At 64.2% G+C, this 26058-nt stretch carries 24 protein-coding genes; 15 read left to right on the forward strand and 9 right to left on the reverse strand.

Features of this window, described 5'->3' with window-relative positions; translation table 11 throughout:
• Window positions 1-23 precede the first annotated feature (23 nt).
• From sucC to JMY24_RS00415, 5 genes are all read left to right on the forward strand, one after another.
• Window positions 24-1193, forward strand: a complete 1170-nt coding sequence (sucC, locus tag JMY24_RS00395) for an ADP-forming succinate--CoA ligase subunit beta (RefSeq protein ID WP_020069250.1) — start codon at window positions 24-26, stop codon at window positions 1191-1193.
• Window positions 1194-1319: 126 nt separating this feature from the next.
• Entirely contained in the window at window positions 1320-2201 is an 882-nt protein-coding gene (gene sucD, locus JMY24_RS00400) for a succinate--CoA ligase subunit alpha (RefSeq protein WP_020069249.1), read from the forward strand.
• A 145-nt stretch (window positions 2202-2346) separates the two neighbouring features.
• Window positions 2347-3051, forward strand: a complete 705-nt coding sequence (locus JMY24_RS00405; RefSeq protein WP_128595789.1) for a TerC family protein — start codon at window positions 2347-2349, stop codon at window positions 3049-3051.
• 313 nt (window positions 3052-3364) lie between these two features.
• Complete coding sequence (locus tag JMY24_RS00410; protein ID WP_128595788.1) at window positions 3365-3988, forward strand: pilin; 624 nt, start codon at window positions 3365-3367, stop codon at window positions 3986-3988.
• Between the two features lie 133 nt (window positions 3989-4121).
• A complete protein-coding gene (locus JMY24_RS00415; RefSeq protein ID WP_201701274.1) occupies window positions 4122-5906 on the forward strand; it encodes a PglL family O-oligosaccharyltransferase in 1785 nt (594 codons plus the stop codon).
• Window positions 5907-5961: 55 nt separating this feature from the next.
• On the opposite strand, the gene moaC is transcribed toward JMY24_RS00415, so the two are convergent.
• Window positions 5962-6438 (reverse strand): cyclic pyranopterin monophosphate synthase MoaC, encoded by a 477-nt coding sequence (gene moaC, locus JMY24_RS00420; RefSeq protein ID WP_201701275.1) that lies wholly within the window; start codon window positions 6436-6438, stop codon window positions 5962-5964.
• A 173-nt stretch (window positions 6439-6611) separates the two neighbouring features.
• Between moaC and JMY24_RS00425 the strand changes: the two genes are divergently transcribed.
• Window positions 6612-8360, forward strand: a complete 1749-nt coding sequence (locus JMY24_RS00425; protein ID WP_201701276.1) for a M48 family metalloprotease — start codon at window positions 6612-6614, stop codon at window positions 8358-8360.
• Window positions 8361-8474: 114 nt separating this feature from the next.
• On the opposite strand, the gene JMY24_RS00430 is transcribed toward JMY24_RS00425, so the two are convergent.
• From JMY24_RS00430 to JMY24_RS00455, 6 genes are all read right to left on the reverse strand, one after another.
• Window positions 8475-9047 carry a DUF2946 family protein gene (locus JMY24_RS00430; RefSeq protein ID WP_128595786.1) on the reverse strand — a complete coding sequence of 191 codons (573 nt, stop codon included), beginning with the start codon at window positions 9045-9047 and terminating at the stop codon, window positions 8475-8477.
• The gene (locus JMY24_RS00435) at window positions 9040-10152 is read right to left on the reverse strand and encodes a YheT family hydrolase (RefSeq protein WP_201701277.1); all 1113 of its coding nucleotides are present in this window, start codon (window positions 10150-10152) and stop codon (window positions 9040-9042) included. The genes JMY24_RS00430 and JMY24_RS00435 overlap by 8 nt, the downstream gene beginning before the upstream one ends.
• Before the next feature lie 40 nt (window positions 10153-10192).
• Entirely contained in the window at window positions 10193-10639 is a 447-nt protein-coding gene (locus tag JMY24_RS00440) for a nuclear transport factor 2 family protein (protein WP_020069241.1), read from the reverse strand.
• Window positions 10640-10806: 167 nt separating this feature from the next.
• On the reverse strand, window positions 10807-11832 hold the full coding sequence (gene waaF, locus JMY24_RS00445) for a lipopolysaccharide heptosyltransferase II (RefSeq protein WP_128591879.1): 1026 nt from the start codon (window positions 11830-11832) through the stop codon (window positions 10807-10809).
• Between the two features lie 312 nt (window positions 11833-12144).
• On the reverse strand, window positions 12145-12339 hold the full coding sequence (locus JMY24_RS00450) for a zinc-finger domain-containing protein (RefSeq protein WP_128591877.1): 195 nt from the start codon (window positions 12337-12339) through the stop codon (window positions 12145-12147).
• 90 nt (window positions 12340-12429) lie between these two features.
• Window positions 12430-13353, reverse strand: coding sequence for a branched-chain amino acid transaminase (locus tag JMY24_RS00455; RefSeq protein ID WP_020069237.1), 924 nt, complete (start codon window positions 13351-13353; stop codon window positions 12430-12432).
• Window positions 13354-13636: 283 nt separating this feature from the next.
• Between JMY24_RS00455 and JMY24_RS00460 the strand changes: the two genes are divergently transcribed.
• From JMY24_RS00460 to JMY24_RS00500, 9 genes are all read left to right on the forward strand, one after another.
• Complete coding sequence (locus JMY24_RS00460) at window positions 13637-14383, forward strand: AzlC family ABC transporter permease (protein ID WP_128595785.1); 747 nt, start codon at window positions 13637-13639, stop codon at window positions 14381-14383.
• Complete coding sequence (locus JMY24_RS00465; protein WP_128591873.1) at window positions 14380-14703, forward strand: AzlD domain-containing protein; 324 nt, start codon at window positions 14380-14382, stop codon at window positions 14701-14703. Before JMY24_RS00460 ends, JMY24_RS00465 begins: the two co-directional genes overlap by 4 nt.
• 268 nt (window positions 14704-14971) lie before the next feature.
• Window positions 14972-16165 carry a phosphoglycerate kinase gene (locus tag JMY24_RS00470; RefSeq protein ID WP_128595784.1) on the forward strand — a complete coding sequence of 398 codons (1194 nt, stop codon included), beginning with the start codon at window positions 14972-14974 and terminating at the stop codon, window positions 16163-16165.
• Window positions 16166-16661: 496 nt separating this feature from the next.
• Window positions 16662-18098, forward strand: a complete 1437-nt coding sequence (pyk, locus tag JMY24_RS00475) for a pyruvate kinase (RefSeq protein ID WP_020069233.1) — start codon at window positions 16662-16664, stop codon at window positions 18096-18098.
• A gap of 362 nt (window positions 18099-18460) precedes the next feature.
• The gene (gene fba, locus JMY24_RS00480) at window positions 18461-19525 is read left to right on the forward strand and encodes a class II fructose-bisphosphate aldolase (protein ID WP_006049976.1); all 1065 of its coding nucleotides are present in this window, start codon (window positions 18461-18463) and stop codon (window positions 19523-19525) included.
• 143 nt (window positions 19526-19668) lie between these two features.
• A complete protein-coding gene (locus tag JMY24_RS00485; protein WP_088175699.1) occupies window positions 19669-20559 on the forward strand; it encodes a phosphoribosylaminoimidazolesuccinocarboxamide synthase in 891 nt (296 codons plus the stop codon).
• Window positions 20560-20595: 36 nt separating this feature from the next.
• Complete coding sequence (gene purE / locus JMY24_RS00490; RefSeq protein ID WP_201701278.1) at window positions 20596-21114, forward strand: 5-(carboxyamino)imidazole ribonucleotide mutase; 519 nt, start codon at window positions 20596-20598, stop codon at window positions 21112-21114.
• Window positions 21115-21266: 152 nt separating this feature from the next.
• Entirely contained in the window at window positions 21267-22463 is a 1197-nt protein-coding gene (locus tag JMY24_RS00495; protein ID WP_128589077.1) for a 5-(carboxyamino)imidazole ribonucleotide synthase, read from the forward strand.
• Window positions 22464-22473: 10 nt separating this feature from the next.
• A complete protein-coding gene (locus JMY24_RS00500; RefSeq protein ID WP_201701279.1) occupies window positions 22474-23538 on the forward strand; it encodes an L-threonylcarbamoyladenylate synthase in 1065 nt (354 codons plus the stop codon).
• Between the two features lie 158 nt (window positions 23539-23696).
• On the opposite strand, the gene JMY24_RS00505 is transcribed toward JMY24_RS00500, so the two are convergent.
• Both JMY24_RS00505 and JMY24_RS00510 read right to left on the reverse strand, forming a co-directional pair.
• Window positions 23697-24947, reverse strand: coding sequence for an SGNH/GDSL hydrolase family protein (locus JMY24_RS00505; RefSeq protein WP_128595782.1), 1251 nt, complete (start codon window positions 24945-24947; stop codon window positions 23697-23699).
• A gap of 94 nt (window positions 24948-25041) precedes the next feature.
• Complete coding sequence (locus JMY24_RS00510) at window positions 25042-26007, reverse strand: sterol desaturase family protein (protein ID WP_201701280.1); 966 nt, start codon at window positions 26005-26007, stop codon at window positions 25042-25044.
• Between the last annotated feature and the right edge of the window lie 51 nt (window positions 26008-26058).

Here is a 26058-nt window from a genome sequence, read left to right on the forward strand (position 1 = left end):
TCTCAGACTGAAGGGAATCACGCATGAAGATTCACGAGTACCAGGGTAAGGAAATCCTGCGGAAATTCGGCGTCGCGGTACCGCGCGGCAAGCCGGTCTTCTCGGTGGATGATGCGGTCAAGGCCGCGGAAGAGCTCGGCGGCCCGGTTTGGGTCGTGAAGGCTCAGATCCACGCGGGTGGCCGTGGCAAGGGTGGCGGCGTGAAGGTTGCCAAGTCGCTGGAACAGGTTCGCGAATACTCGAACCAGATCCTCGGCATGCAACTCGTCACGCACCAGACTGGTCCGGAGGGCCAGAAGGTGAATCGCCTGTTGATCGAAGAAGGCGCGGACATCAAGAAGGAACTGTATGTCGGCCTCGTGATCGATCGTGTTTCGCAGAAGATCGTCGTGATGGCATCGAGCGAAGGCGGCATGGACGTCGAGGAAGTCGCGGAAAAGACGCCCGAGCTGATCCACAAGGTTGCGGTCGATCCGTCGACGGGCCTTAAGGACGCCGAAGCTGACGACCTCGCGAAGAAAATCGGCGTGCCCGACGCGTCGATCCCGCAAGCGCGCGCGATCCTGCAAGGCCTCTACAAGGCATTCTGGGAAACCGACGCATCGCTGGCCGAAATCAACCCGCTGATCCTGACGGGCGACGGCAAGGTCATCGCGCTCGACGCCAAGTTCAACTTCGATTCGAACGCACTGTTCCGTCATCCGGAAATCGTCGCGTATCGCGATCTGGACGAAGAAGATCCGGCTGAAGTCGAAGCGTCGAAGTTCGATCTGGCGTACATCTCGCTCGACGGCAACATCGGCTGTCTGGTGAACGGCGCGGGCCTCGCAATGGCAACGATGGACACCATCAAGCTGTTCGGCGGCGAACCGGCGAACTTCCTGGACGTGGGCGGTGGCGCCACGACCGAGAAGGTCACCGAAGCGTTCAAGATCATGCTGAAGAACCCGAACCTGACCGCGATTCTGGTCAACATCTTCGGCGGCATCATGCGCTGCGACGTGATCGCGGAAGGCGTGATCGCCGCGTCGAAGGCCGTGTCGCTGAAGGTGCCGCTCGTGGTCCGCATGAAGGGCACGAACGAAGACCTGGGCAAGAAGATGCTCGCTGAATCCGGTCTGCCGATCATCGCGGCTGACAGCATGGAAGAAGCGGCTCAGAAGGTCGTCGCGGCCGCTTCGGGCAAGGCGTAAGCCTAGTCCACAGCGCGTTTACCAGGATTAACCAGGATTACGAATGGCGTCGCGCGAGCGACGCTGGCGGCGAACGTGTCGTCCAGTGGCGCCCCCGCGCGACGCCAAACGAACAGAGGTCAATACATGTCGATTCTGATTAACAAAGACACCAAGGTCATCACGCAGGGCATTACCGGCAAAACCGGTCAGTTCCACACGCGTGCTTGCCGTGAATACGCAAACGGCCGCGAAGCGTACGTTGCTGGCGTGAACCCGAAGCGTGCCGGTGAAGACTTCGAAGGCATTCCTATCTACGCGAGCGTCGCTGAAGCCAAGGCTGAAACGGGCGCGACCGTGTCGGTGATTTACGTGCCGCCGGCTGGCGCTGCTGCCGCAATCTGGGAAGCAGTCGAAGCCGACCTGGATCTCGCGATCTGCATCACGGAAGGCATTCCCGTGCGTGACATGATCGAGATCAAGGACCGCATGCGTCGCGAAAACCGCAAGACGCTGCTGCTCGGACCGAACTGCCCGGGCACGATCACGCCGGACGAGCTGAAGATCGGCATCATGCCGGGTCACATCCACCGCAAGGGCCGCATCGGCGTCGTGTCGCGTTCGGGCACGCTGACGTATGAAGCAGTCGGCCAGTTGACGGCGATCGGCCTCGGCCAGTCGTCGGCAGTCGGTATCGGCGGCGACCCGATCAACGGTCTGAAGCACATCGACGTGATGAAGATGTTCAACGACGATCCGGAGACGGACGCCGTCATCATGATCGGCGAAATCGGCGGTCCGGACGAAGCGAACGCGGCCGAGTGGATCAAGGGCAACATGAAGAAGCCGGTTGTCGGCTTTATCGCCGGTGTGACGGCGCCTCCGGGCAAGCGCATGGGCCACGCCGGCGCGCTGATCTCGGGCGGTGCCGATACGGCCGAAGCGAAGCTGGAAATCATGGACGCATGCGGCATCAAGGTCACGAAGAACCCGTCGGAAATGGCGCGTCTTTTGAAGGCCATGCTGTAAATCGAAACTGGCGCCCAGTTGGAGCGCCTTTTTTGATACGCTTACGAGATCCTTTCGTTAGCGTGCGGTTCCAGAAGCGGGGGAGTTAAATACTCCTCCGCTTTTTTATTGGCCGCGCATCCCGTTCCCTTCTATTCTTCCGCTCATGTTCGAGTTCCTCGCCACGCTCCATTGGGGCGCAGTCATTCAGATCATCGTTATCGACATCCTGCTGGGTGGCGACAACGCCGTCGTGATCGCGCTTGCCTGCCGCAACCTGCCGCCGGCCCAGCGCACGAAGGGTGTGCTGTGGGGCACTGCGGGCGCCATCCTGCTTCGTGTCGTATTGATTGCGTTCGCGGTCGCGCTGCTCGACGTGCCGCTGCTGAAGTTCGCGGGCGGCCTGTTGCTGTTGTGGATCGGCGTTCGCCTGATGGCGCCGGCCCACGACGCGCATGAGAACGTCAAGCCCGCCGACAAGCTGATCTCGGCAATCAAGACGATCATCGTCGCGGATGCCGTCATGAGTCTCGACAACGTGATCGCCATCGCGGGCGCGGCCGAGGCCGCCGATCCGCAGCATCGTCTCGCGCTTGTGATCTTCGGGTTGGTGGTGAGCATTCCGTTGATCGTATGGGGCAGCCAGTTGGTGCTGAAACTGCTGGACCGTTTCCCGATCGTGATTACGCTCGGCGCCGCGTTGCTCGGCTGGATCGCGGGCGGGCTCATCATCAACGATCCGGCCGGCGACCGTTGGCCGGTCCTCGACACGCCGGTCGCCGAATATGGGATGAGCATCGCCGGTGCGCTGTTCGTCGTGATCCTGGGCTATCTGATCAAGCGCCGCAACGCGAATCGCGCGGCGGCGTGAACTGGGCGCGATCGGTGCGTTAGTAAGCGGTGTGCAAGCGGCCAGGGGCAGGACCAACGAGGTGCCACTCAGGCGCTGCTATGGGCGCAGGCCATCGACACCACGGAGCACGCCCCTTGAGGAAGCCCCGACAAGCCCCCGACAAGCCTCCGACAATCTGGCCACACGCCGCCCGCACACCACAACAGGAAAAACCCAGCGCGGCTCAACATTAGCCATTCGGCCGACTGTGTGACACGAGCGCCGCTCGCTACGATGGAAGCGCCTGTTCCCGATCCGTGGGGCAGGCATTTTTCGTTTCTGGAGCCTGCCGATGATCGTCACTTTGCCTTATTCCCCATATTCTCACTCCGCGCTGGCCGCGCAGTCGCGGCTCGCGCGAGCACGCTGGTCTTCAACATTTGCGCGCGCGTGCCGGTGCCTCGGCCTTGGCTTCACGCTGATCGAACTGATGATCGTGTTCGCGATTGTCGGCGTGATCGCCGCCTACGCGATTCCCGCGTATCAGGACTATCTGGCACGCAGCCGCGTGGGCGAGGGCTTGTCGCTCGCCGCGTCGGCGAGACTCGCAGTGTCTGAAAACGCGGCGAGCGGTAACGCGTTTAGCGGCGGTTATGCGTCGCCGCCCGCAACCCGCAACGTCGAGTCCGTCCATGTCGACGACGACACGGGACAGATCACCGTCGCCTTCACGACACGTGTTGCGCCGACCGGCTCCAACACGATTACGCTCGTACCGTCGGTGCCCGACAACGTCGATGCACCCACCGCACGCGTCGCGTTGACGAAGGGCTCGGTGCAGGCAGGCGCCCTCGCGTGGGAATGCTTCGCTGGCGGTAAAACGGCGTCCTCTTTGCCGGCCCCGGGCGCGGGGCCGAGTCCCGTCAACGCGCCTACGTTGTCGTCGAACCTTGCACCGCCCGAGTGCCGCGCGTAATGCACGATGGACGGACGCATGGCTAGCGGTTCGAGCGTAAATCGCTGATTTTGGGATATTTCAGCGGGGCCGGCGCACAGCACAAGGATTTTTTTGTATAGTGCGCCGGTTGCTGACGCCCACCGCTTACTCGATGCCCACCCCATTCGCGCGCTACCTTTCTCTCGTTCTGTTGGCTCTCGCGTTGGTGCTGCCTTATGCAGTCGTCAACCATACCTATCCGATTCCGACGTTCTACGCGGAGTTCACCACGCTGGCGTTGTACCTGTTGATGGGCGCCGGCGTCGTCTTTCTGATCGCGAGTTCGCGGCCGCGTATCGGCTTTGCGTCTCCTGTCGTAGCACTCGTGCCGTTGCTGTTCGGCTTGCTGCTGGTTGCGCAGTCGGTGGTGTTGCCGGTCTCTCAACCGTCGATGAACTGGCTCGGCGGCGGCTTCCTGCTGGCCGCTTTCATGGCGACGCATGCGGGCTACGGCTTCGTACGCGCCAAGCTCAATGAGACGGCGCTACGCTGGGCCGCCTCCGCGCTGGTTGTCGGCGGTCTGTATGCGGTGTTCTGCCAGGTCATTCAGCTTTTTCATCTCGAGGCGCGAGTGTCGCCGCTGGTCGTCGCGTACAACGTGACCGTCGAGCGCCGGCCGTTCGGCAACATGGCGCAGGCGAACCACCTCGCCACTTATATCGCGTTCGCGATGGCGGGCGCACTGTTTCTCGTCCAGACGCGCCGGATCGCCGTCGCCATCTGGGCATTGGTGTCGACCCTGTTCGCGGTCGGACTCGCGCTGACTGTTTCGCGCGGACCGTGGCTGCAAATGGGCGTGATCGTGGTAGCGGGTTTCTGGATGGCGTTTGCGCAGACTCGCGCCGAGCCGCAAATGCGCCGCAGTCATCGTCAGTGGCTTATTCCCATCGCGCTCGGGGTGATGTTCTTTGTCGTCAACGCGCTGATTCGTTGGGCTAACGTGCGCTATCACCTGGAGCTCGGGCAGTCCGCGGCCGATCGCTTCAAGGACGCCGGCCAGATCGCGCCGCGGCTCGCGCTTTGGAAATACGGCTGGACGATGTTCCGGACGCATCCGCTGATGGGCGTCGGTTGGGGCGAGTTTCCGAGTTATCAGTATCAGTTCGCGAAGACGCTCGGCGGCGTCGAGATCGCCAACAATTCACACGACATTTTTATCGATCTGCTCGCGAAAACGGGCTTGATCGGCCTCGCGATCGTGCTGTTCGGTCTCATCACGTGGCTCGTGCGCGTAGTGCGCGCACCGCAGAGCGCCGCGCGTGTTTTCGGCATTGCGCTGATCGGCGTGCTCGTCATGCATGCGCTCGTGGAATATCCGCAGCAGTACATGTTCTTCCTGCTGCCTGCCATGTTCGTGTTCGGTCTGCTGGAGACTCGCCCGCTGCGTCTCGTGCCCGCGCGTTTGTCGTTCGGCGCGTTTGCGGTGGTCGTGTTCGGCGGCATTGCCGCGCTGTATCCGGTTTTTCGCGATTACGCGCGCGCCGAGGTGCTGTACTACGGCGCGCGTCCGGCCGAACAATATCGCGCCGATCCGTCGTTCCTTTTCCAGGCATGGGGCGAATACGGTATGGCCACGCTGTTGCCGATGAATTCGATGGACCTGCAGCACAAGCTCGCGATGCACCGCCAGGCGATGGCGCTGTTGCCCGGCGAAACCGTGCTACGTCGTTATGCGGTGCTGCAGGCGTTGAGCGGCGATACGGCCGCGGCATTCGACACCGTTGAGCGGCTGAAAATCTTCGCCCAGGAGCTGAAGGACTGGCCGTCGCAATTGAGTTACCTGTACCAGCTCTGCGATGAGCAGAAGACGCTCGCCAGCTTCAAGGCGGAACTGGTCAAGCGTTATGGCATGCCGTCGGGCGACGTCGCACCGGACGACGACAGCGACGAGGATTGATGAGCCGCGTTGTCGTTTGAAGATGTGTCGAAGAGGGGACGACGCGAGTGGGCACTCAGCCCGCCACCCAGTCCCCCGACTTCCCGCCGTGCTTCTCAAGCACCTTCACATCGGTGATCGTCATGCCGCGATCCACCGCCTTGCACATGTCGTACACCGTCAGCAGTCCAACCTGCACGGCGGTTAGCGCCTCCATCTCGACTCCGGTTCTGCCAAGCGTTTCGACCTGCACGGTGCAGTGCACGCCGGGCAGCGTGTCGTCGAGTTCGAAATCCACTTTGACGCGCGTGAGCGCGAGCGGATGACACAGCGGAATCAGATCGGCGGTGCGCTTCGAGCCCTGGATCGCGGCAATGCGCGCGACGCCGATCACGTCGCCCTTTTTGGCGTTGCCGTCGCGGATCAATGCGAACGTTTCCGGCAGCATGCGGATCGAACCGCGCGCGATGGCAATGCGCTTCGTCTCCTGCTTGCCGCCGACGTCCACCATATGCGCGTCGCCGGCAGCGTCGAAATGAGTGAGTTCAGGCATGGTTGGCTCCTTCAGAGGGCGCCTATCATAGCAGTGCGGCGCGGACGTCCGGCTTGTGTGAACGAGCCGGATCCGCGCAACGACTGATTACAATTGCGCCGTGCCCGCTTATGTTAGACCGCTTGTCCCCGCGCGGCGGGCGTCGCTTTCCGAATCCGTCATACGAACTCGCAATGCGTCCGAACCGGTTCCTTGCTGCGTTGCTGTGCGTCGCGCTTGCGGCGCCGCCCGAGGCATTCGCGCAAGCGCGGGCCGCGATCGGCGTCGCGCCCGTCGTTACGCAGTCCGCTGAGCCGCCGCTCGTAAGCGGGCCGGTGGAGTCGTACTCCGATCCAATGGTGCCGCCTGAGATCGCCCAAGGCGTGTTCGGCGTGTACGGCGGCGCGGAAAGCCGCTTTTCCGGCAACTATGGCGTGAACCGCGGCGCCGGCAATTCGGCCGGTGGCGGAAGCAACGACGGCTGGCGCGCGCCGATTGCCGCGCAGCAATTACCCGACCTCGGCAGCGGCGGCTCGGGCTCGCTCACGCCGCAAGCCGAACGCAAGCTCGGCGAACGCGTCATGCGCGAATTGCGCCGCGACCCGGACTATCTGGACGACTGGCTAGTACGCGACTACCTCAACTCAGTCGCCGCGAAGCTCGCCGCGGCGGCCAACGCGCTCTACATCGGCGGCTATCGCCCGGACTTCGATCTGTTCGCGGTGCGCGACGCGCAGATCAACGCATTCTCGCTGCCAGGCGGTTTCATCGGCGTGAACACGGGGCTGATCGTCGCCACGCAAACCGAGTCCGAGCTCGCGTCCGTGCTCGGTCACGAGATGGGACACGTCCTGCAGCGCCATATTTCGCGGATGATCACCGCCAGCGAGCGCAGCACCTACGCCGCGCTCGCCAGCATGCTGTTCGGCGTTCTCGCGGGCGTTCTCGCGCATAGCGGCGACCTGGGCAGCGCGATCGCGTTCGGCGGCCAGGCTTATGCCGTCGACAACCAGTTGCGTTTCTCGCGATCCGCCGAGCACGAGGCGGACCGCGTCGGTTTTCTCCTGCTCGCCGGCGCCGGCTACGATCCCTATTCGATGATTACGTTTTTCGGCCGGCTCGACCGCGCGGCGATGAGCGACACCGGCATACCGGCGTACGCGCGTACACATCCGCTGACCGGCGAACGGATCGCCGACATGGAGGACCGCGCGCGCCGCGCGCCGTACCGGCAGCCGCATCAGGCCGCCGAATACGGTTTCGTGCGCGCGCGAGCGCGTCTGTTGCAGGACCGTTCCCGCAGCGAGTACGCGGACGAGATCTCGCGGATGCGCTCGGAGATCGAAGATCGCACCGCACTGAACGTTGCTGCCAACTGGTACGGCATCGCGTTTGGCCAGATGCTGCTCGAACGTTATGACGACGCGGCGGCGTCGCTGGCGTCGTCGCGCGCGGCGTTTGCCGCAGTTGCGCAGGCGGCCAGCGACGCGGCGCGCAGTTCGCCCAGTCTCGACGTGCTGGCCGCCGACATCGCGCGGCGTGCCGGTCATGACGACGAGGCTGTCCGTCTCGCCGACCTCGCGCAAAAGCGCTGGCCGCAGTCCAATGCCGCTATCGACATGCACATACGCACGCTGCTGACCTTGCGGCGCTTCACCGAAGCCCAGGCGCTAGCGCAGAAAGAGACGCAGGCGCAGCCCGATCAGCCCGCGTGGTGGTTGTATCTCGCGCAGGCAAGCGCGGGCAGTGGCGACGCGCTCACGCGCCGCAGGGCGCTGGCCGAGAAGTTCGCGCTCGAAGGCGCGTGGCCATCGGCGATCCGGCAACTGAAGGACGCGCGCGATATGAAGACGATTGGCTATTACGACCTCGCCACCGTCGACGCGAGACTGCATGAGATGGAGAAGCGCTACAAGGAAGAGCGGCTCGACGAGAAGGGCTAGGCGCGGGGTTTAGCGAGGCCGGGCTGCGCGTGCATGCTGCGAGGCGCGACGGTCGATCGAATGGGCAGGCACGAGCCGCACGAGTTGCCGGGTCTATTGCCGAAGCCTTCTGCCTCAAGCGTTCGCCGCCGGACTTTGCACAAACCCGAAGCGCGACGCGATATCCGCCCGACGCACGGGCTGCAGCGGCAACGTCACGCCGTCGTTCCAGCGAAATTCGCCGCTCATTGCATCGTCGGCAAGCGCTGCGTGATCCGCGAAAAGTTCGAGATCGTGATCGTGCAATACGGCGACTCGCGGCGGCGCGGAGGTGTCGGCGAACAGAATGCCGCCCTCGTCATCGGCGAATACGGCCGACGGCTCGAAGTCGTTGCCTGCGTGGTCTTTCAGCGCCAGCGTGCCGCTGGCCTCGACCAACAAGCGCACGACCCAGGGCGTATAGCCGAGCTCGACATACACGCGCTGCGGTCCGTTCTGAAAGAACCATTGCCCGCGTTCGTCGCGCTCGTAATTGCGGTTGATGAAGCCCAGCAACGCCTCGTGGCGGATCGGCACACCCGGCGAGCCGCTCGCCTGCGCGGCCTCGTCGCGCATACGCCAGTTGCCGCGCCGGTCGAGCATCAGCCAGCCGGTGCAGCTTGGTACGTTCGGCCACTTGGCCAAAGCCTGCTTGACGATGTCATCCATGATCGACGTGCTGGTCCAGGTAGCCGAGCACGCGCCGCGACAGCCAGTCGATGCGGCCCGGAAACGGTCCGGTCATGAAGCCGGCGTGGCCGCCGTGCCGCGGCTGGTCCAGTTCCACCGCCGCCGACACCTCATGCCGCGACGGCAACGCCTCGGCCGGCAGGAACGGATCGTTGCGCGCGTTCAGCACGAGCGTGGGCACCTGAATATGCGGCAGCAACGGTCGCGTGGTCGCCGCGCTCCAGTAATGGTCAGTATTGCGAAAGCCATGCAGCGGCGCGGTGACCACGTTGTCGAACTCGTACATCGTGCGGCATGCGAGCATCGCGTCGCGGTCGAAAAGGCCCGGAAACTGCACCAGCTTCTGCCCGGCTTTCTGCTTGAGCGTCTTCAGGAAGTTGCGCGTATAGACGAGGCCGAAACCTTGCGACAACGCTCGACCGCCAGCGTGCACGTCGATGGGCGTGGAAATCGCGGCGGCGGCGGAGACGATCGACGCCGCGTCCTCGCGCTGCTCACCGAGCCAGCGCAGCAGCACATTGCCGCCGAGCGACACGCCCGCCGCGGCGATCGGCCCGCGATGCACAGCGCGCAGGCGCCGCAGGACCCAATCGACTTCGTTGCTATCGGCAAGATGATAAAAGCGCGGCAAGCGATTCAGCGCGCCGCTGCAGCTACGGAAATGCGGCACTACGCCGTGCCAGCCGTACTCGCGTGCGGCCGCCATCAACGTGGACGCATAGTGCGATGCCGAACTGCCTTCCAGACCGTGGAACAGAACGAGCAGCGGCGCGTCGGCGGCCGGAGTTGCGGCTGCTGTGTCCGTTGCAAGCGCCGGGCGTGGCTCGCTGCCGTGCACGACCCAGTCGACGTCGATGAAATCGCCGTCAGGCGTATCCCAGCGCTCACGGCGAAACGTCACCGCCGGACGCCGGGCGAACAGCGACGGCACGATGGTCTGCACATGTTTGTTCGGCAACCAGAGCGGCGCGCGGTAGAGCAGGTCGATAGCCGCCTCCACGGCAGCTTCGGCGCGCGTCGCGCCCAAAGACGTGGAGTCGTCCTGGGTCGTTTTCCATGGGGACTTGCTGCGGGGCGTGCTCATGCCGGCTGTGGAGCGAGAGTGCGGCGGTGCCGACCGCGCGTCAGTGAAGCGACCCTTGGCCATGTCGCATCTTGGTGGCGAACTGGCTGGCTGCTTCGTTCGGCATAGGGCTCGCGTGAATGTGCGCGATGCGCCACTCGCCGCGTTCGTGAACCATCACGTAGGTGGTGAAGACCATTGCAGGCAAGGCTTTCGGATCGACCGGACGATGCGCTTCCGCGATCGCGTAGACGACGGTGCCGAGGCTGTCGTACACGCGGATATCGAGCGGCTCGATGGAGACCGGCGCGGCTTCCAACTGGATCTGCAAGCCGGCCCGAATGCTGTCGAGGCCATGCAGATGCGAGCCGTCGGCACAGATGCAGCTCACGAACTCTTCATCGATCCACAGGCCCATCAGGCTGTCGATATTGACCTCGGCGACAGCCTGGTAATAGGCGTTGAGGGTATCGGCGGCAGCTTCGAAGATATGGGCAAAACGTGGCATGGCTCGTCAGTCTCTTGTGCGCGGCGCGCGGTTGCGGGGCAGCGGTCAGCGGGACAGTCCGGCGCACCGGACGATCGCCCCGGGCGCCAGCATGCCCGCGCCGCAAGGCGTGAACATGACGCGACGCGCTCAGGGGCGTGCGGTGTTGCGTGCGAGTGTCGGCCGGCTCAGCGATGCGCGAGCAACATGCCGCGCAGATCGCCGAAAACCTGCTCGGCGCTCAACTGCTTCAGACAGTTCAGATGGCCAAGCGGACACTCGCGCTGAAAACAGGGGCTGCATTCGAGATGAAGCCATTGTACCTTCGCAAGCTCCGACAAGGGCGGCGTGTGGCGCGGATCCGTTGAACCGTAGACGGCCACGAGCGGCCGGCGCAGCGCGGCGGCGACGTGCATCAACCCGGAGTCGTTCGTGACGACCGCGTTGGCTCGCGAGATCAGCGCGCATGCTTCGCCGAGCGCCGTCTGTCCGCACAGATTGCGCACGTTGGGCGCTTTCTCGGCGATGGCCTGCGCCAGCGGCGCGTCTTTCGGCGAGCCGAGCGCGACGATCTGAGTGTACGGGAACGACTGGCCGACCATTTGCGCGAGCGCCGCGAAGTGCTCGGGCGGCCAGCGCTTGGCCGGACCGTATTCGGCGCCGGGACAGAACACGAGCAGCGGCACGCGCGTGTCGAGGTTAAAGCGCGCCGACACGCGCGACGCCTCGTTCAGGTCGGCGTCGAGCCGCGGCATCGGCAGATCGTCGGGGATTTTGGCGCCGGGCGCGTAGGCGAGGGCGGCGTAATGGCCGACCATCGGCGGACGCTCGTCTTTGCGCGGATTCGCGTGACGCACGTTCAGCAGGCCGAAACGGCTTTCACCGGTGTAGCCAATCCGCAACCGGATGCCCGCCATCCACGGAATCAGCGCCGACTTGAACGAGTTCGGCAACACGTACGCCGCGTCGTAGCCGACGTCGCGCAAGTCGCTCGCGAGTTGCCAGCGGCGCAGCATCTGCAGCTTGCCGTGCGCGAGGTCGGTCGCGTAGACGTCATGGATTTCCGGCATGCGTTCGAGCACGGGCGCGACCCAAGAGGGCGCGACCGCGTCGATGACGATGCGGGGATGCAGTTTCACGAGGCGCGCAAACAGCGGCTGCGCCATCAATGCGTCACCGATCCAGTTCGGTGCGATAACCAACGCGCGACGCATCAGAGTGGTTGTCCGGTGTCGAAACGAAGCGCCGCGCGCGATGCGCGTGGCGCTTCGGATAGGTAAAAGTAAAAGGGGAAGCCGTCAGCCAGGCGACGCGATGCCGCCATAGCTGTCATGCCGCGTGGCTGCTTTGCTGCTGCGCACCTGTCTGCTCGCGTTGCCTCGAACTGGCTGGCGACGGATTGAGCAACGCGCAGAGGCAACGCATGCGAGGCTAAGTCTCGCGAAACCGCGCGTTGCAAACTCACACGATCAGTCGGTCAGGCAATGACAGGCAATGCCGCAGGTGAGCGCGTCAGAGCGCGAGCTTCAGTGGCCCTTGACGACTTCGCCGTCGCGCAGCTTGTAACGCGTGCTGCAATAGGGGCAGCGCGCTTCGCCGTGCGTGACGTCGATAAAGACGCGCGGATGCGCACTCCAGCGCGGCATGGCCGGATTCGGGCAGTACGCCGGGAGGTCTTTTGCCGTCAGTTCGACCAGCGGCATTTCCTTGATATCGCTCATGAGACTTTCTCGTTGTATGCAGGGTGCGTGCGGCGCGCCGTGTCGGGCCGTGGTTAAACGAAGGCGGCCCGAAGCCAGGTGCGGCGCGCGTTAGATCTTGGTCAGCCAGTGCGCGTACTTCTCGCTCTTGCCGTTGACGATATCGAAGAAGCCCGACTGCAGCTTCTCCGTGATCGGGCCGCGCGCGCCCGCGCCGATCGTGCGGTTGTCCAGTTCACGGATCGGCGTGACTTCCGCGGCGGTGCCGGTGAAGAACGCTTCGTCGCAGGTATAGACCTCGTCGCGGGTAATGCGCTTTTCGATGACCGGAATGCCCATGTCGCGCGCGAGCGTAATGACCGTATCGCGCGTGATGCCGTCGAGGCACGACGACAGGTCCGGCGTGTACAGCTTGCCGTTGTTCACGAGGAAAAAGTTTTCGCCGGAGCCTTCCGACACGTAACCGTCGACGTCGAGCAGCAGCGCTTCGTCGTAGCCGTCGGCAATGGCTTCCTGATTGGCGAGGATCGAGTTCACGTACCAGCCCGACGCCTTCGCGCGGACCATTGACACATTCACGTGATGGCGTGTGAACGACGAAGTCTTTACGCGGATGCCCTTCGCAATGCCGTCTTCACCGAGGTAAGCGCCCCACGGCCACGCCGCGATCGCCACGTGAATGGTGTTGCCCTTGGCCGAGACGCCGAGCTTCTCCGAGCCGACCCAGATGATCGGGCGCAGGTAGCACGACTCGAGCTTGTTCTCGCGGACCACCTCGCGCTGCGCCGCGGCAAGCGTTTCGTGGTCGAACGGCACGTCCATCTGGAAAATCTTGGCCGAGTTCAGAAGACGCTTGGTGTGTTCCTGCAAACGGAAAATCGCGGTGCCGCCGTCTGCCGTCTTGTAGGCGCGCACGCCTTCGAAAACGCCCATGCCGTAATGCAGCGTGTGGGTCAGCACGTGGATCTTGGCATCGCGCCAGTCGATCAGCTTGCCATCCATCCAGATCTTGCCGTCGCGGTCGGCCATTGACATACGATTCTCCAGCAGGTGCGTGTTTATCTGAGCCCCCAGGCCCGTCGCCTCGCGTCAGGCCCCCGAGGGGGCGGGGAAGCCGGCACGTGCCGGCGCCTTCCGGTGGGGTGCAGCGAAGAGCGTCATTTTAGCGTCTTTTGCACACGAAACGGGCATTCGGACGCACTTCGGACGCTATAATTCGGCACACGCATAATTCACATCCGGATGCGCCAGCGGGTGCTTGACGACTTGGCGCCGATTTCCCTCATCCGCGGCCACCTGCGCCGGCGCTTTTTGCCTCATGCTCGCTCGCCTGTCAGATACCGATCGCCGTGCCTTCCGTGAAGGCGCGCGCGCCTATTCGCCCACGCTCATGGCAATCTGCTCGTGGGGTCTCGTGACCGGCGTCGCGATGAGCAAGTCCGTGCTCACGCTGCCGCAGGCGCTCGCCATGTCGCTGCTGTGCTACGCCGGTTCGTCGCAGCTGGCGGTGCTGCCGCTCCTCGCCGCCAAGCTGCCGATCTGGACCGTGCTGCTCACGGCCGCCATGGTCAATACGCGTTTCGTGATCTTCAGCGTCGGCCTCGCGCCGCATTTTTCCTATCTGCCGATGTGGCGGCGCATCCTGCTCGGCTACTTCAACGGCGACGTGATCTATCTGCTGTTCCTGAAGAAGAACTTCCCGACCGGCTACGTGCCCGGCAAGGAGGCGTACTTCTGGGGCATGGCGGTGAGCAGCTGGCTGTCGTGGCAGGTCGCGTCGATCGCGGGCATCCTGCTCGCAAGCCTGATTCCCGACAACTGGGGGCTCGCGCTCGCCGGCACGCTTGCGCTGCTGCCAATTATGGTGGCGGCAATCGCGACGCGCTCCACGCTGGTGGCGGTCAGCATTGCGGGCGTCGTCTCGCTCCTCGCATTCGATCTTCCGTACCGGCTCGCGCTGCCGCTCGCGGTGATCGCGGCGATCATCGCGGGCAGTGCTGCGGATCTGATGGTCGAGCGCGCCGACTTGCGGCGCATTCGCAGCGGCGCGGGAGATTCGCGATGACATCCATGGAAATCTGGCTGGCTATTCTCGGCATGACCTTCGTCACCGCGGTGACACGCGCGATGTTTCTAATCGGCGGCGAGCGCACGGTTTTGCCCGCGCGCGTTCAGCGCATGCTGCGCTATGCGCCTGCCGCAGCGCTCGCGGCGGTGGTACTGCCGGACGTGCTGGCAACGCCCGAAGGCCTGTCGTTCGCGCCGTCCAACCACGAGTTCTACGCAACGCTGGCCGGTCTGGGATGGTTTCTGTGGCGCCGCACGATGCTCGGCACGATCGTCGTCGGAATGATCGTGTTCACGATGTTGCGGCTCTTCATGTAAGTTCCGTGCGGCCGATGCTGCGCTGCGGCATATGGCGCACCGCATTCAAATACGGGACATTCGCCCGCTCGCGGGTCAGAAGGCAGTTCGGATCAGTTAAAATGTCCCTTTCCGGGATGACCGCGCCGATGCCTGGCGCCTGCGCCGCGGCCTTGCCGCCGGCCCCCGACCTTGTGGAGCCGCCGTGCCGACGCGCTGGAGTTCACTGCGCCCAAAGCCCTGTGCGACGTCCGCCACCGCCTTCTCATCAACTCGCACACAAACGCCCATGAACAAGGTATTGCGTCTCTCCGATCTGATCGCCGAAGGCAAGCTATCCGGCAAACGAGTGTTCATCCGCGCCGATCTGAACGTGCCGCAGGACGATCAAGGCAACATCACCGAAGACACCCGCATCCGCGCCTCTGTGCCGGCCGTCAAGGCAGCGCTCGACGCGGGCGCGGCCGTGATGGTCACGTCGCACCTGGGCCGCCCGACCGAGGGCGCCTTCAAGCCGGAAGACTCGCTCGCGCCGGTCGCGAAGCGTCTGGCCGAACTGCTCGGCCGTGACGTGCCGCTCGTCGCGAACTGGGTGGAGAACGGCGTGAACGTCGCGCCGGGCCAGGTTGTGCTATTGGAAAACTGCCGCGTCAACAAGGGCGAGAAGAAAGATTCCGACGAGCTCGCGCAGAAAATGGCGAAGCTCTGCGACATCTATGTGAACGACGCGTTCGGCACCGCGCACCGCGCTGAAGCAACCACGCACGGCATCGCGAAATATGCGCCGGTGGCTTGCGCCGGGCCGCTGCTCGCCGCCGAACTGGAAGCGCTCGGCAAGGCGCTCGGCGCGCCGAAGCGTCCGCTGGTTGCGATCGTCGCGGGCTCGAAGGTGTCCACCAAGCTGACCATTCTGAAGTCGCTGGCCGAGAAGGTCGATCAGCTGATCGTGGGCGGCGGCATTGCCAACACGTTCATGCTGGCGGCCGGTCTGAAGATCGGCAAGTCGCTGGCGGAAGCGGATCTGGTGAACGAAGCCAAGGCGATTATCGACGCGGCGAAAGCACGCGGCGCATCGGTGCCGATCCCGACCGACGTGGTCACGGCCAAAGAGTTTTCGCCGACCGCCAAGGCGGAAATCAAGGCCGTCGCCGATGTCGAGGACGACGACCTGATCCTCGACATCGGGCCGGAAACGTCGAAGGCGCTCGCCGCGCAACTGGAGAAAGCCGGCACCATCGTGTGGAACGGCCCGGTAGGCGTGTTCGAATTCGACCAGTTCGGCAATGGCACCAGGACGCTGGCCGACGCGATCGCGAGATCGTCCGCGTTCTCGATTGCGGGAGGCGGCGATACGCTTGCCGCGATCGCCAAGTACGGCATCCACGACAAGGTCAGCTATATCTCGACGGGCGGCGGCGCCTTCCTCGAGTTCCTCGAAGGCAAAAAGCTGCCCGCCGTTGAAGTTCTCGAATCGCGGGCTTAACGTGGCGACGCGCTCCCCAACGGCGAAGTCTGCAAAAGCGAACGGTCAGAGCGGCAAGCCGCGCGACACCGAGGCAGCAGCGGCAGGGGAGCGCACAGCGCGCTCCGACGCCGCAACGGCGGCTCCGGAGTCGGCGCTTGCCGACACGGTTGCAGCTGCGGTTGCGGCTGTCGGCGAAGCCGCACAGACTATCAGTCATCCAGAAGAATCCGGGCCGTCTCAGTCGCCCGCGGAGTCGACCACTGCAGGCGACACAGCTCGATTGGCCAGCGCACAAGCTGCCGAATCAGCCGTTCCGCCAGCGGGACTCCCCGATGCGCAAGTCGCGCCCGCTCCCTCACCGGCGCCTCGCGTGCCGGTCTCGAACACTGCTTCACCCTATAAAGCGACGCTGGTTTCAACCGGCGCGCAGCCCCTGGCAGCATCTTTCGGTGCGCAGCCTCCGCATCCGACTCGCAGCGCTCTTTCCAGCGATCCCATCCAGACGAGGAGACTCATGCATCGCGCCACCAAGATTGTCGCTACCATCGGACCGGCTTCCAGCACGCCGGAGATCCTGCTGCAAATGATTCAGGCGGGCGCCGACGTGGTGCGGCTCAATTTCTCGCACGGCACGGCCGACGACCACCGCCAGCGCGCCGAATTCGTGCGCGAGGCGGCTCGCCAGGCGGGCCGCGAGGTCGCCATCATGGCTGACCTGCAAGGCCCGAAGATCCGGGTCGGCAAATTCGAAAATGGCAAGGTTTCGCTCGTCGCGGGTGAGCCGTTCATCCTCGACGCCGACTGCGAACTCGGCAACCAGGAGCGCGCCGGTCTCGATTACAAGGACTTGCCGCGCGACCTGAAGCCGGGCGACGTGCTGCTGCTCAACGACGGCCTGATCGTGCTGAACGTTCAGCGCGTGATCGGCAACGAGATTCACACGATCGTGAAGATCGGCGGCGACCTGTCCAACAACAAGGGCATCAACCGCCAGGGCGGCGGTCTGTCGGCGCCCGCGCTGACCGCGAAAGACATGGAAGACATCCGCACGGCCATGTCGCTCGGCGTCGATTTTGTCGCGGTGTCGTTCCCGAAGAACGCGACCGACATGGAAATGGCACGCCAGCTGGCGAACATCGCCGGCGCGCCGTACGGCATCAAGCCGAAGATGATTGCCAAGATCGAGCGCGCCGAAGCCATTCCGGCGCTGCAAGGCATTCTGGACGCATCGGACGGCATCATGGTTGCCCGCGGCGATCTGGCCGTGGAAGTGGGGAATGCCGCAGTCCCCGCGCTGCAAAAGCGCATGATTCGTATGGCGCGCGAGTCGAACAAGTTCGTGATCACCGCGACGCAGATGATGGAGTCGATGATCTACGCGCCGGTGCCGACCCGCGCCGAAGTGTCGGACGTCGCAAACGCGGTCCTGGACGGTACGGATGCGGTGATGCTGTCGGCGGAATCGGCGGCGGGCAAGTATCCGGTGCAGACCATCGAGACAATGGCCGCGATCTGCGTCGAAGCCGAGAAGTCCGAGCAGTCGGAGCTGGACCGGGATTTCCTCGATCGCACGTTCACGCGCATCGACCAGTCGATTGCTATGGGCGCGCTGTTCACTGCGTTTCACCTGGGCGCGAAGGCGATCGTTGCGTTGACCGAATCGGGTTCGACCGCACTGTGGATGTCGCGTCACTGGACGCACGTGCCGATCTTCGCGCTCACGCCGCGGGTCGGCAGCGAGCGGGCAATGGCGCTGTACCGCAACGTGACGTCGCTTCATCTGGACACCAACACCGACCGCGACACCGCGTTGCAACAGGCGTTGGAGACGGTGGTCAGCAAGGGTTACGCGTCGCGCGGCGACATGGTCGTGCTGACTGTCGGCGAGCCGATGGGGCAGGCCGGTGGCACGAATACGCTGAAGATCGTGCGGGTCGGCGAGCCGTATTGACCGCATGCTCGGCGGACCAGGGTAGGTGCGTTGCACCCACTCCGGTCGACCGCCTTGCATGGGACCGGAGTAACGCGCTAAAGCGCGACTCCGGGTCGACCGCCGTGCATGGGACCGGAGTAACGCGCTAAAGCGCGAACTCCGGTCGACACATTTTTGCTTGATCGGTCCAGGCTGGATCGAACGAAGCAGGTTGTCAGGCCCCGCGAGAGGCGGCGCACCGGCTCAGATTGCGCGAGTGGCGTCAAGGAACGCCCCACGCTTTAGTGACGGTGCGAACGGGTATGCAGCTTGCTTCGCGACAAGATCGCCCACAAGATGCCGACGGCACAGGAATTCGTTTCAATCTAAGGAGTTACAGCATGCCTCTCGTATCAATGCGTCAACTGCTGGACCATGCCGCTGAAAACGGTTACGGCCTTCCGGCATTCAACGTGAACAACCTGGAGCAGGTGCAGGCGATCATGGCGGCGGCCGACAAGGTCAACGCGCCGGTCATCATGCAGGCTTCCGCCGGCGCGCGTAAGTACGCGGGCGAAGCGTTCCTGCGCCATCTGATCGAAGCAGCGGTCGAGTCCTATCCGCACATTCCCGTCGTGATGCACCAGGACCACGGCCAGTCGCCGGCGGTCTGCATGGCGGCGATCCGCAGCGGCTTTACCAGCGTGATGATGGACGGCTCGCTCGAAGCCGACGGCAAGACGGTCGCCTCGTACGAGTACAACGTCGAGGTATCGCGCAAGGTGGTTGAAGCCGCGCACTCGATCGGCGTGACGGTGGAAGCGGAACTGGGCGTGCTCGGCTCGCTGGAAACCATGAAGGGCGACAAGGAAGACGGCCACGGCGCGGAAGGCACGATGACCCGCGAGCAACTGCTGACCGATCCGGAACAGGCCGCCGACTTCGTCAAGCTGACGCAGTGCGACGCGCTCGCAATCGCAATCGGCACGTCGCACGGCGCATACAAGTTCAGCAAGAAGCCGACGGGCGACATTCTGTCGATCCAGCGCATCAAGGAAATTCACCAGCGCATTCCGAACACGCACCTGGTGATGCACGGTTCGTCGTCGGTGCCGCAGGAACTGCTCGCGGAAATCCGCGAATTCGGCGGCGACATGAAGGAAACCTACGGCGTGCCGGTCGAGGAAATCCAGGAAGGCATCAAGCACGGCGTGCGCAAGGTCAACATCGACACCGACCTGCGTCTCGCGATCACCGGCGCGATCCGCCGCTACATGGCGACCAATCCGGGCAAGTTCGATCCGCGCGATTATCTGAAGCCGGCGCGCGAAGCTGCGATGAAGATCTGTATCGAGCGCTACACGCAATTCGGCTGCGAAGGCCAGGCCGGCAAGATCAAGCCGGTTTCGCTTGATAAAATCGCGGAGAAGTACAAGTCGGGCGAGCTTGCACAGGTCGTCCGCTAAGCGGTATTTGCGTCAGCGCATGGCTCTATGCCTGGCCGTCTGGCCAGGTTGTCGTTAGATCGCCGTTCCCGCATCATCCGGGGAACGGCGTTTCCCTTTTGTTCCGGTCACACTTTTTGCCTCACTTTTAGCGAACCACGACGATGTCTACCCTCTACGAATCCACGCTCCGCTCGCTGCCGCTGCTCGGCCGCGGAAAAGTCCGCGACAACTATGCGGTGGGCAACGACCAGTTGCTGATCGTTACGACCGACCGTCTGTCGGCGTTCGACGTCATCATGGGCGAGCCGATTCCGAATAAGGGGCGCGTGCTCAACGAAATGGCGAACTTCTGGTTCGAGAAGCTCAAGCACGTGGTGCCGAATCACTTGACCGGCGTGGCGCCTGAATCCGTGGTGGCGGCGGACGAAGTCGAGCAGGTCAAGGGCCGCGCAGTCGTCGTGAAACGCCTCGAGCCGATCCTCGTCGAAGCCGTGGTGCGCGGCTATCTGGCCGGCAGCGGCTGGAAAGACTACCAGGCCACGGGTTCGGTGTGCGGCGTCGAGTTACCGGCGGGTCTGCAAAACGCGCAGAAGCTGCCCGAGCCGATCTTTACGCCGGCAGCCAAGGCGGAAATGGGCCATCACGACGAAAACATCACGTACAACGACATGGAGCGCCGCATCGGCACCGAACTGTCGGCCACGATCCGCGACATTTCGATCAGGCTGTACAAGGAAGCTGCGGATTACGCAGCCACGCGCGGCATCATCATCGCCGACACGAAGTTCGAGTTCGGTCTGGACAACCACGGCAAGCTGTATCTGATGGACGAGGCGCTCACCGCCGATTCGTCGCGCTTCTGGCCGGCCGACCAGTATCAGGTGGGCACCAATCCGCCGTCGTTCGACAAGCAGTTCGTGCGCGACTGGCTGGAAACGCAGGACTGGGCGAAAGAGCCGCCCGCGCCGAAGCTGCCGGACGACGTAATCCAGAAGACGGGCGAGAAATACCAGGAAGCGCTCGAACGTCTGACCGGGCAGAAGCTCGCCTGATCAGATCCGCGTCGTTCGAGAAAAGGAAGCCGCAAGATGAGTGAAGCACAGACCGCCCACACGCATGGCGCGCCGGTTATCGGCGTGCTGATGGGCTCCAGTTCCGACTGGGAAGTAATGAAGAACGCCGTCGCGATTCTGCAGGAATTCGGCGTGCCGTACGAGGCAAAGGTCGTCTCCGCGCACCGCATGCCGGACGAAATGTTCGCCTATGCTGAAAGCGCGCGCGAGCGCGGCATCCGCGCGATCATCGCGGGCGCGGGCGGCGCGGCGCATCTGCCGGGCATGCTGGCGGCCAAGACCACGGTGCCGGTGCTCGGCGTGCCGGTGGCGAGCAAGTATCTGAAGGGTGTCGACTCGTTGCATTCGATCGTGCAGATGCCGAAGGGCGTGCCCGTCGCGACATTTGCGATCGGCGAAGCGGGCGCGGCGAATGCGGCGCTGTTCGCGGTTTCGATTTTGAGCGGCACGAGCGCTGAATATGCCGGGAAGCTCGCGGCGTTCCGCGTGCGCCAGAACGAAGCGGCCCACGCGATGGTGTTGCCGGCGCTGTAAGCGCGGGCCGAAATGGGCCGATGTCCTGCGAAAACGGACTCAGTAACGGCTCGATTGATACAGGAAGTCCTCTGTCTGACCCACCGGCCGGACGCTTGCCATTGCAGGAGTTGTAGGACTGCGGGCACGCCCGGTCGCGACCGACCACTAAGATGAACCCAGACAACACACCGGTTTCACCGATTTTGCCCGGCGCATGGCTTGGCATGGTTGGTGGCGGCCAGCTCGGCCGCATGTTCTGCTTTGCCGCTCAGGCAATGGGCTATCGCGTCGCCGTGCTCGATCCAGATGAAAGCAGCCCGGCGGGCTCGGTCGCCGACCGCCATCTGCGCGCGGCCTACGACGATGAAGCGTCGCTGACCGAACTGGCGCGGCTGTGCGCGGCGGTATCGACCGAATTCGAGAACGTGCCGGCCGCGAGCCTCGACTTCCTCGCGAAGACCACATTCGTGAGTCCGGCTGGCCGATGCGTCGCCGTGGCCCAGGATCGCATCGCCGAGAAGCGCTTTATCGCGTCGTCGGGCGTGACGGTCGCACCGCACGTGGTGATCGAATCGCCGGACGCGCTCGCCGCGCTTGACGATGCGAAGCTCGAAGCCGTGCTGCCCGGCATCCTCAAAACGGCTCGTATGGGTTACGACGGCAAGGGCCAGATTCGCGTGCGCAATGCCGACGAAGTGCGCGAGGCGTATGCGTCGCTCGCCGGCGTGCCATGCGTGCTGGAAAAGCGCTTGCCGCTGAAGTTCGAAGTTTCCGCGCTGATCGCGCGCGCGGCGAGCGGCGCGTCGGTCGTGTACCCGCTCGCGCAGAACACGCATCGCGACGGCGTGCTGTCGCACACCATCGTTCCGGCGCCGGACGCAAGTCCCACGCTCGTCGAGCAGGCGCAACAAGCCGCGCTGCAAATCGCCGACAAGCTCGGCTATGTCGGCGTGCTGTGTGTCGAATTTTTCATTCTCGAAGACGGCTCGCTCGTGGCCAATGAAATGGCGCCGCGTCCGCACAACTCCGGGCACTACACCGTCGACGCCTGCGCGACCAGCCAGTTCGAACAGCAGGTGCGGGCAATGACCGGAATGCCGCTTGGCGACACTCGTCAGCATTCGCCGGCAGTCATGCTGAACATTCTCGGCGACGTCTGGTTCCCGGACGGTCCGAAGGGCGCGTCGGTCACGCCGCCATGGCACGAGGTCGCGGCGATGCCGGCGGCTCGTTTGCATCTGTACGGCAAGGAAGAAGCGCGTTGCGGCCGCAAGATGGGCCATGTGAATTTCACGGCTGCGACGCTCGAAGAAGCGCGCACGGCGGGGCGCGACTGCGCGCGGCTGCTGCACATCGCCACGAGCTGACGCGCGAGCCATGCCCGATCAACAGCAACCCGCCCAGCCCGGTGAAGCCGCCGCAAACGCGCTGCCCGTGAGCGCCGCGCAGATCGAGCATGCAGCGGCGCTGCTCGACGCAGGCGGCCTCGTCGCGTTTCCCACGGAGACGGTCTACGGGCTCGGCGGCGACGCCGAGAATCCAGACGCGGTGGCTCGCATTTATGCGGCGAAGGGCCGGCCGGCGAATCATCCGGTGATCGTGCATCTGGCTCCGCAGGGTGATCCGCACTATTGGGTCGAGCATTTGCCGCAGGAGGCGCAGCGTCTGATCGACGCGTTCTGGCCTGGGCCGCTCACCCTCATCCTGAAGCGCGCCGCGCGCATACCGTCGGCGGTCAGCGGCGGGCAGGATTCGGTTGGACTGCGCTGTCCTTCGCATCCCGTGGCGCAAGCGTTGCTGGAGGCGTTCAGCGCGCTGCGCAATGGACATGGCGGCGTCGCGGCGCCCTCGGCGAATCGCTTTGGGCACGTGAGTCCGACCACCGCGCAACATGTTCGCGAGGAGTTCGGCAGCGCGATTCATGTGCTCGACGGCGGCGCCTCCGACGTCGGCATCGAATCGACAATCGTCGATTTGTCGCGCGGCTTTCCCGCCTTGCTGCGACCGGGCCGCGTCACGCCGCAAGATATCGCCGACGTGCTCGGTGAAGCGCCGCGCCTTCCCGACGGCTCCGATGCGACCGCGCCGCGTGCGTCCGGCACGTTGAAGGCGCACTACGCGCCTCGCACGCCGTTGGCGCTGTTGCCGTTCACCGCGCTTGAACCGGTGCTGGCCGCTCGCGAGCAGGGCGAGCGCGTTGCGCTGGTCGCGCGTGCTTCGCGCGCGGGCCATTGGGCCGACGCCGAAGGCGTGCATTTCATTGCGGCCCCGGAAGATCCGCATGTGTATGCACGCGAGCTGTACGGATTGCTGCGGGCGCTCGATCGTGCCAACGTCACGCGCATATTGATCGAGAAGTTGCCGGATACGATCGAATGGATCGCCGTGAACGACCGCTTGGGCCGCGCGGCAGCGGCGTTCGAAGCGCAAAGCCACGCCTGAGCTCCCGCTCCTCGCGCCGTGCTCCGAAGTGCCGGGCAAGCGCACAATAAAAAACGCCTGGCTGCAATCGACACACTTACACAGTCGATAAGCCAGGCGTTTCGCATTCCAACCTTTACAGCTAAAGACCGAGTCACGCGCGGTCTCTCGAACTCCGCTTATTTACCGAGCCCGGTAGCCGCGATCTGCTGCTGGACATACTGCGCGAACAACGCGTTCATGTGCGTGCTCGGGTGAACCGTGTCCGCGAACATGTAGGTCTGGTCGGCACCGGCCACCGTGTAGGTTTGCGGCGAGCAGAACAGCGACGAGCCGAACTGGCTGCCGTACTGCTCCGGAGTCAGTCCGTTCGTCGCGGCCGGATTGGCCCGGGCGTACGCCGTTGCGTTGGTCTGCATAGCGCTCAGGTTGCACGCTGTGTCGGTGTTGGACACCGTGAAGCCGAGCGCCTTGTAGTTCGGCAACTGCTGATCCTGCCACGCAAATGCATCGACCACGATCACTTTGCCCGTGCCCACGAGGCCGAGCGCCGTGAGGTTCTGAACGAAGAGATAGTTATACGCGGCGGAGATTCCCGACAGCAGCGCGGCGGAACCCGGCGTCTTCGCGTTGGATGCGACGCCGAGCGGTGTATTGCCGATGTCGGGCACAGTCGACACCACCACGTGGGTCGCACCCGCGCCGACAATGGTTTTCACTTGCGCGGCCAGCTGGGCTGCGGCATGAGCGACCTGCGGGTTAGGCAGCTGTTGCAGATAGCCGACGATGAACGCAACCTGGCCTGCCTGCGTGTTCGGCAGCTTGCCCGCCTGCACCAGCAGCGGGTATTGCGTCTGTAGCGCGGTGCCGAGCGCTGTCAGGTTCGCGGTGTTTTCCGCGAACTGGAAGATGTCGTTCGCGCCGCCGTTCACGAGCACCAGCTGATTCGGGTTGAAGCTCGTATGGGCGCCGAGGTAGTTCGCGACCTGAGTCACGATGGGCACCGTCGTGGCCGCCATGTTGTTAGGCGCCCAGCCTTTGCCTTGAGGGTTTACGACGTCCGAGCCGCCCTGCGCATAACCGAAGCCGCCCGTCGCAACCAGCGGCTGGCCGAAGCCGCCGAGGTATGCCGGCTTCAACGTGTCGCCGTAATACTCGGCCACTTTCTGCGTCCACACTTCGCCCGGATTGGTCGTGAAGCGGCCGCCGCCGAAGCTCCCCTGAATCACCGGCGAATAGGTGCCGGCGTCCGACAGGCTGTCGCCGAACGAAACGACTTGCAATTTGACGCCGCCCGCGGGCGTGCTGCTGGCGTTGTTGTTATTGTCGCCGCCACCGCCGCAAGCTGCGAGCAGCGCAAACGCCGCGCTCGCGACGGCGGTTTGCGAGACGCGCACCCAATGCTGTTTCCTCGATGCTGTGTGCTTCATGTTGACTACATCTCCTCGTATGTTTGGCCCTTGCGCCATGTATTGCAGGCCGCGTCCACCGCGTCGGCGGCGTGACGACAGCTTACAGAATCTTCTACGGTCTGCGTCGTGCGGAAAACGCGGCCATATCGTTGTTGTCGTTGATGGTTGCGTGCGCAAGCGTGGCCGTTGAGCCGGCCCTGCGGCGCGCGTGATAATCGGCCGCCCACGCGGGCGGTGCGAACAGCGCACGCAGCTTGTTGTGCGCGCCGTGCACGCTCGCGAAGTCGGCCGCCATCGACGCCCATTCGTGGAACGTCACCTTCAGCGGGTTATAGGCATCGAGCGGCTCCACGATGCCGTACACGGGCGGCTCGCGCGGGTCCTCGTCGACGTAGCTGCCGAACAGCCGGTCCCAGACCACGAGCACGCCAGCGTAGTTGCGGTCGATATAGCGGTCGTTGCGCGCGTGATGCACACGATGAATCGACGGCGTGTTGAATACGTATTCGAGCCAGCCGAGCTTGCTGCCGAATTTGTCGCCGAATTTGCCGATCACCTGCGTGTGCACGAAAAACTGGAAGCCCAGGTTGATCAGCACAATACCGACGATCTGCTTAGGCGGAAAACCGAGTACGGCGAGCGGAATCCAGAAGAGCCACATGCCGGCCACCGGATACATCAGGCTCTGGCGGAACGCGGTGGAAAAATTCATCCGTTCCGACGAGTGGTGCACGACATGCGCGGCCCACAGCCATCGCACGCGATGGCTGCAACGGTGAAACACGTAGTAGAGCAGATCCTGCGCGACGAACAGCACGGCAAACGAAAGCCAACCCGCGTGCCACGTGTAGACGCGGTAGTGGTCGTAGAAGAACGCATAGACGGGGATGATCGCGAGCCAGGCGAGCTTGTCGGTGGCTTGCTGCATGAGCGCGAGCGCTGCGTTGCACAGCGTGTCCCGCCAGCTATAGAGCCGCGCGCCGGGGCGCGTTCGCCGCAGGTGCCACGCCTCCCAGCCGATACATGCGAGAAAGACTGGCGCCATGGCGAGCAGCAGCAATTCGGCGTCGAATTGCATGGTGTCTTCCTCCGTGGTCCCTTGTCGCCGCGTGACATGCCGCGGTGTTTT

The sequence above is a fragment of the Paraburkholderia kirstenboschensis genome (genome assembly GCF_904848585.1).
GTDB classification, from domain to species: Bacteria; Pseudomonadota; Gammaproteobacteria; order Burkholderiales; family Burkholderiaceae; genus Paraburkholderia; species Paraburkholderia kirstenboschensis.

Excerpts from the sequence above, each read along its gene's own strand:
- sucC (WP_020069250.1), top strand. The coding sequence starts at position 24 with ATGAAGATTCACGAGTACCAGGGTAAGGAAATCCTGCGGAAATTCGGC.
- sucD (WP_020069249.1), top strand. The coding sequence starts at position 1,320 with ATGTCGATTCTGATTAACAAAGACACCAAGGTCATCACGCAGGGCATT.
- JMY24_RS00405 (WP_128595789.1), top strand. The coding sequence starts at position 2,347 with ATGTTCGAGTTCCTCGCCACGCTCCATTGGGGCGCAGTCATTCAGATC.
- JMY24_RS00410 (WP_128595788.1), top strand. The coding sequence starts at position 3,365 with ATGATCGTCACTTTGCCTTATTCCCCATATTCTCACTCCGCGCTGGCC.
- JMY24_RS00415 (WP_201701274.1), top strand. The coding sequence starts at position 4,122 with ATGCCCACCCCATTCGCGCGCTACCTTTCTCTCGTTCTGTTGGCTCTC.
- moaC (WP_201701275.1), bottom strand. The coding sequence starts at position 6,438 with ATGCCTGAACTCACTCATTTCGACGCTGCCGGCGACGCGCATATGGTG.
- JMY24_RS00425 (WP_201701276.1), top strand. The coding sequence starts at position 6,612 with ATGCGTCCGAACCGGTTCCTTGCTGCGTTGCTGTGCGTCGCGCTTGCG.
- JMY24_RS00430 (WP_128595786.1), bottom strand. The coding sequence starts at position 9,047 with ATGGATGACATCGTCAAGCAGGCTTTGGCCAAGTGGCCGAACGTACCA.
- JMY24_RS00435 (WP_201701277.1), bottom strand. The coding sequence starts at position 10,152 with ATGAGCACGCCCCGCAGCAAGTCCCCATGGAAAACGACCCAGGACGAC.
- JMY24_RS00440 (WP_020069241.1), bottom strand. The coding sequence starts at position 10,639 with ATGCCACGTTTTGCCCATATCTTCGAAGCTGCCGCCGATACCCTCAAC.
- waaF (WP_128591879.1), bottom strand. The coding sequence starts at position 11,832 with ATGCGTCGCGCGTTGGTTATCGCACCGAACTGGATCGGTGACGCATTG.
- JMY24_RS00450 (WP_128591877.1), bottom strand. The coding sequence starts at position 12,339 with ATGAGCGATATCAAGGAAATGCCGCTGGTCGAACTGACGGCAAAAGAC.
- JMY24_RS00455 (WP_020069237.1), bottom strand. The coding sequence starts at position 13,353 with ATGTCAATGGCCGACCGCGACGGCAAGATCTGGATGGATGGCAAGCTG.
- JMY24_RS00460 (WP_128595785.1), top strand. The coding sequence starts at position 13,637 with ATGCTCGCTCGCCTGTCAGATACCGATCGCCGTGCCTTCCGTGAAGGC.
- JMY24_RS00465 (WP_128591873.1), top strand. The coding sequence starts at position 14,380 with ATGACATCCATGGAAATCTGGCTGGCTATTCTCGGCATGACCTTCGTC.
- JMY24_RS00470 (WP_128595784.1), top strand. The coding sequence starts at position 14,972 with ATGAACAAGGTATTGCGTCTCTCCGATCTGATCGCCGAAGGCAAGCTA.
- pyk (WP_020069233.1), top strand. The coding sequence starts at position 16,662 with ATGCATCGCGCCACCAAGATTGTCGCTACCATCGGACCGGCTTCCAGC.
- fba (WP_006049976.1), top strand. The coding sequence starts at position 18,461 with ATGCCTCTCGTATCAATGCGTCAACTGCTGGACCATGCCGCTGAAAAC.
- JMY24_RS00485 (WP_088175699.1), top strand. The coding sequence starts at position 19,669 with ATGTCTACCCTCTACGAATCCACGCTCCGCTCGCTGCCGCTGCTCGGC.
- purE (WP_201701278.1), top strand. The coding sequence starts at position 20,596 with ATGAGTGAAGCACAGACCGCCCACACGCATGGCGCGCCGGTTATCGGC.
- JMY24_RS00495 (WP_128589077.1), top strand. The coding sequence starts at position 21,267 with ATGAACCCAGACAACACACCGGTTTCACCGATTTTGCCCGGCGCATGG.
- JMY24_RS00500 (WP_201701279.1), top strand. The coding sequence starts at position 22,474 with ATGCCCGATCAACAGCAACCCGCCCAGCCCGGTGAAGCCGCCGCAAAC.
- JMY24_RS00505 (WP_128595782.1), bottom strand. The coding sequence starts at position 24,947 with ATGAAGCACACAGCATCGAGGAAACAGCATTGGGTGCGCGTCTCGCAA.
- JMY24_RS00510 (WP_201701280.1), bottom strand. The coding sequence starts at position 26,007 with ATGCAATTCGACGCCGAATTGCTGCTGCTCGCCATGGCGCCAGTCTTT.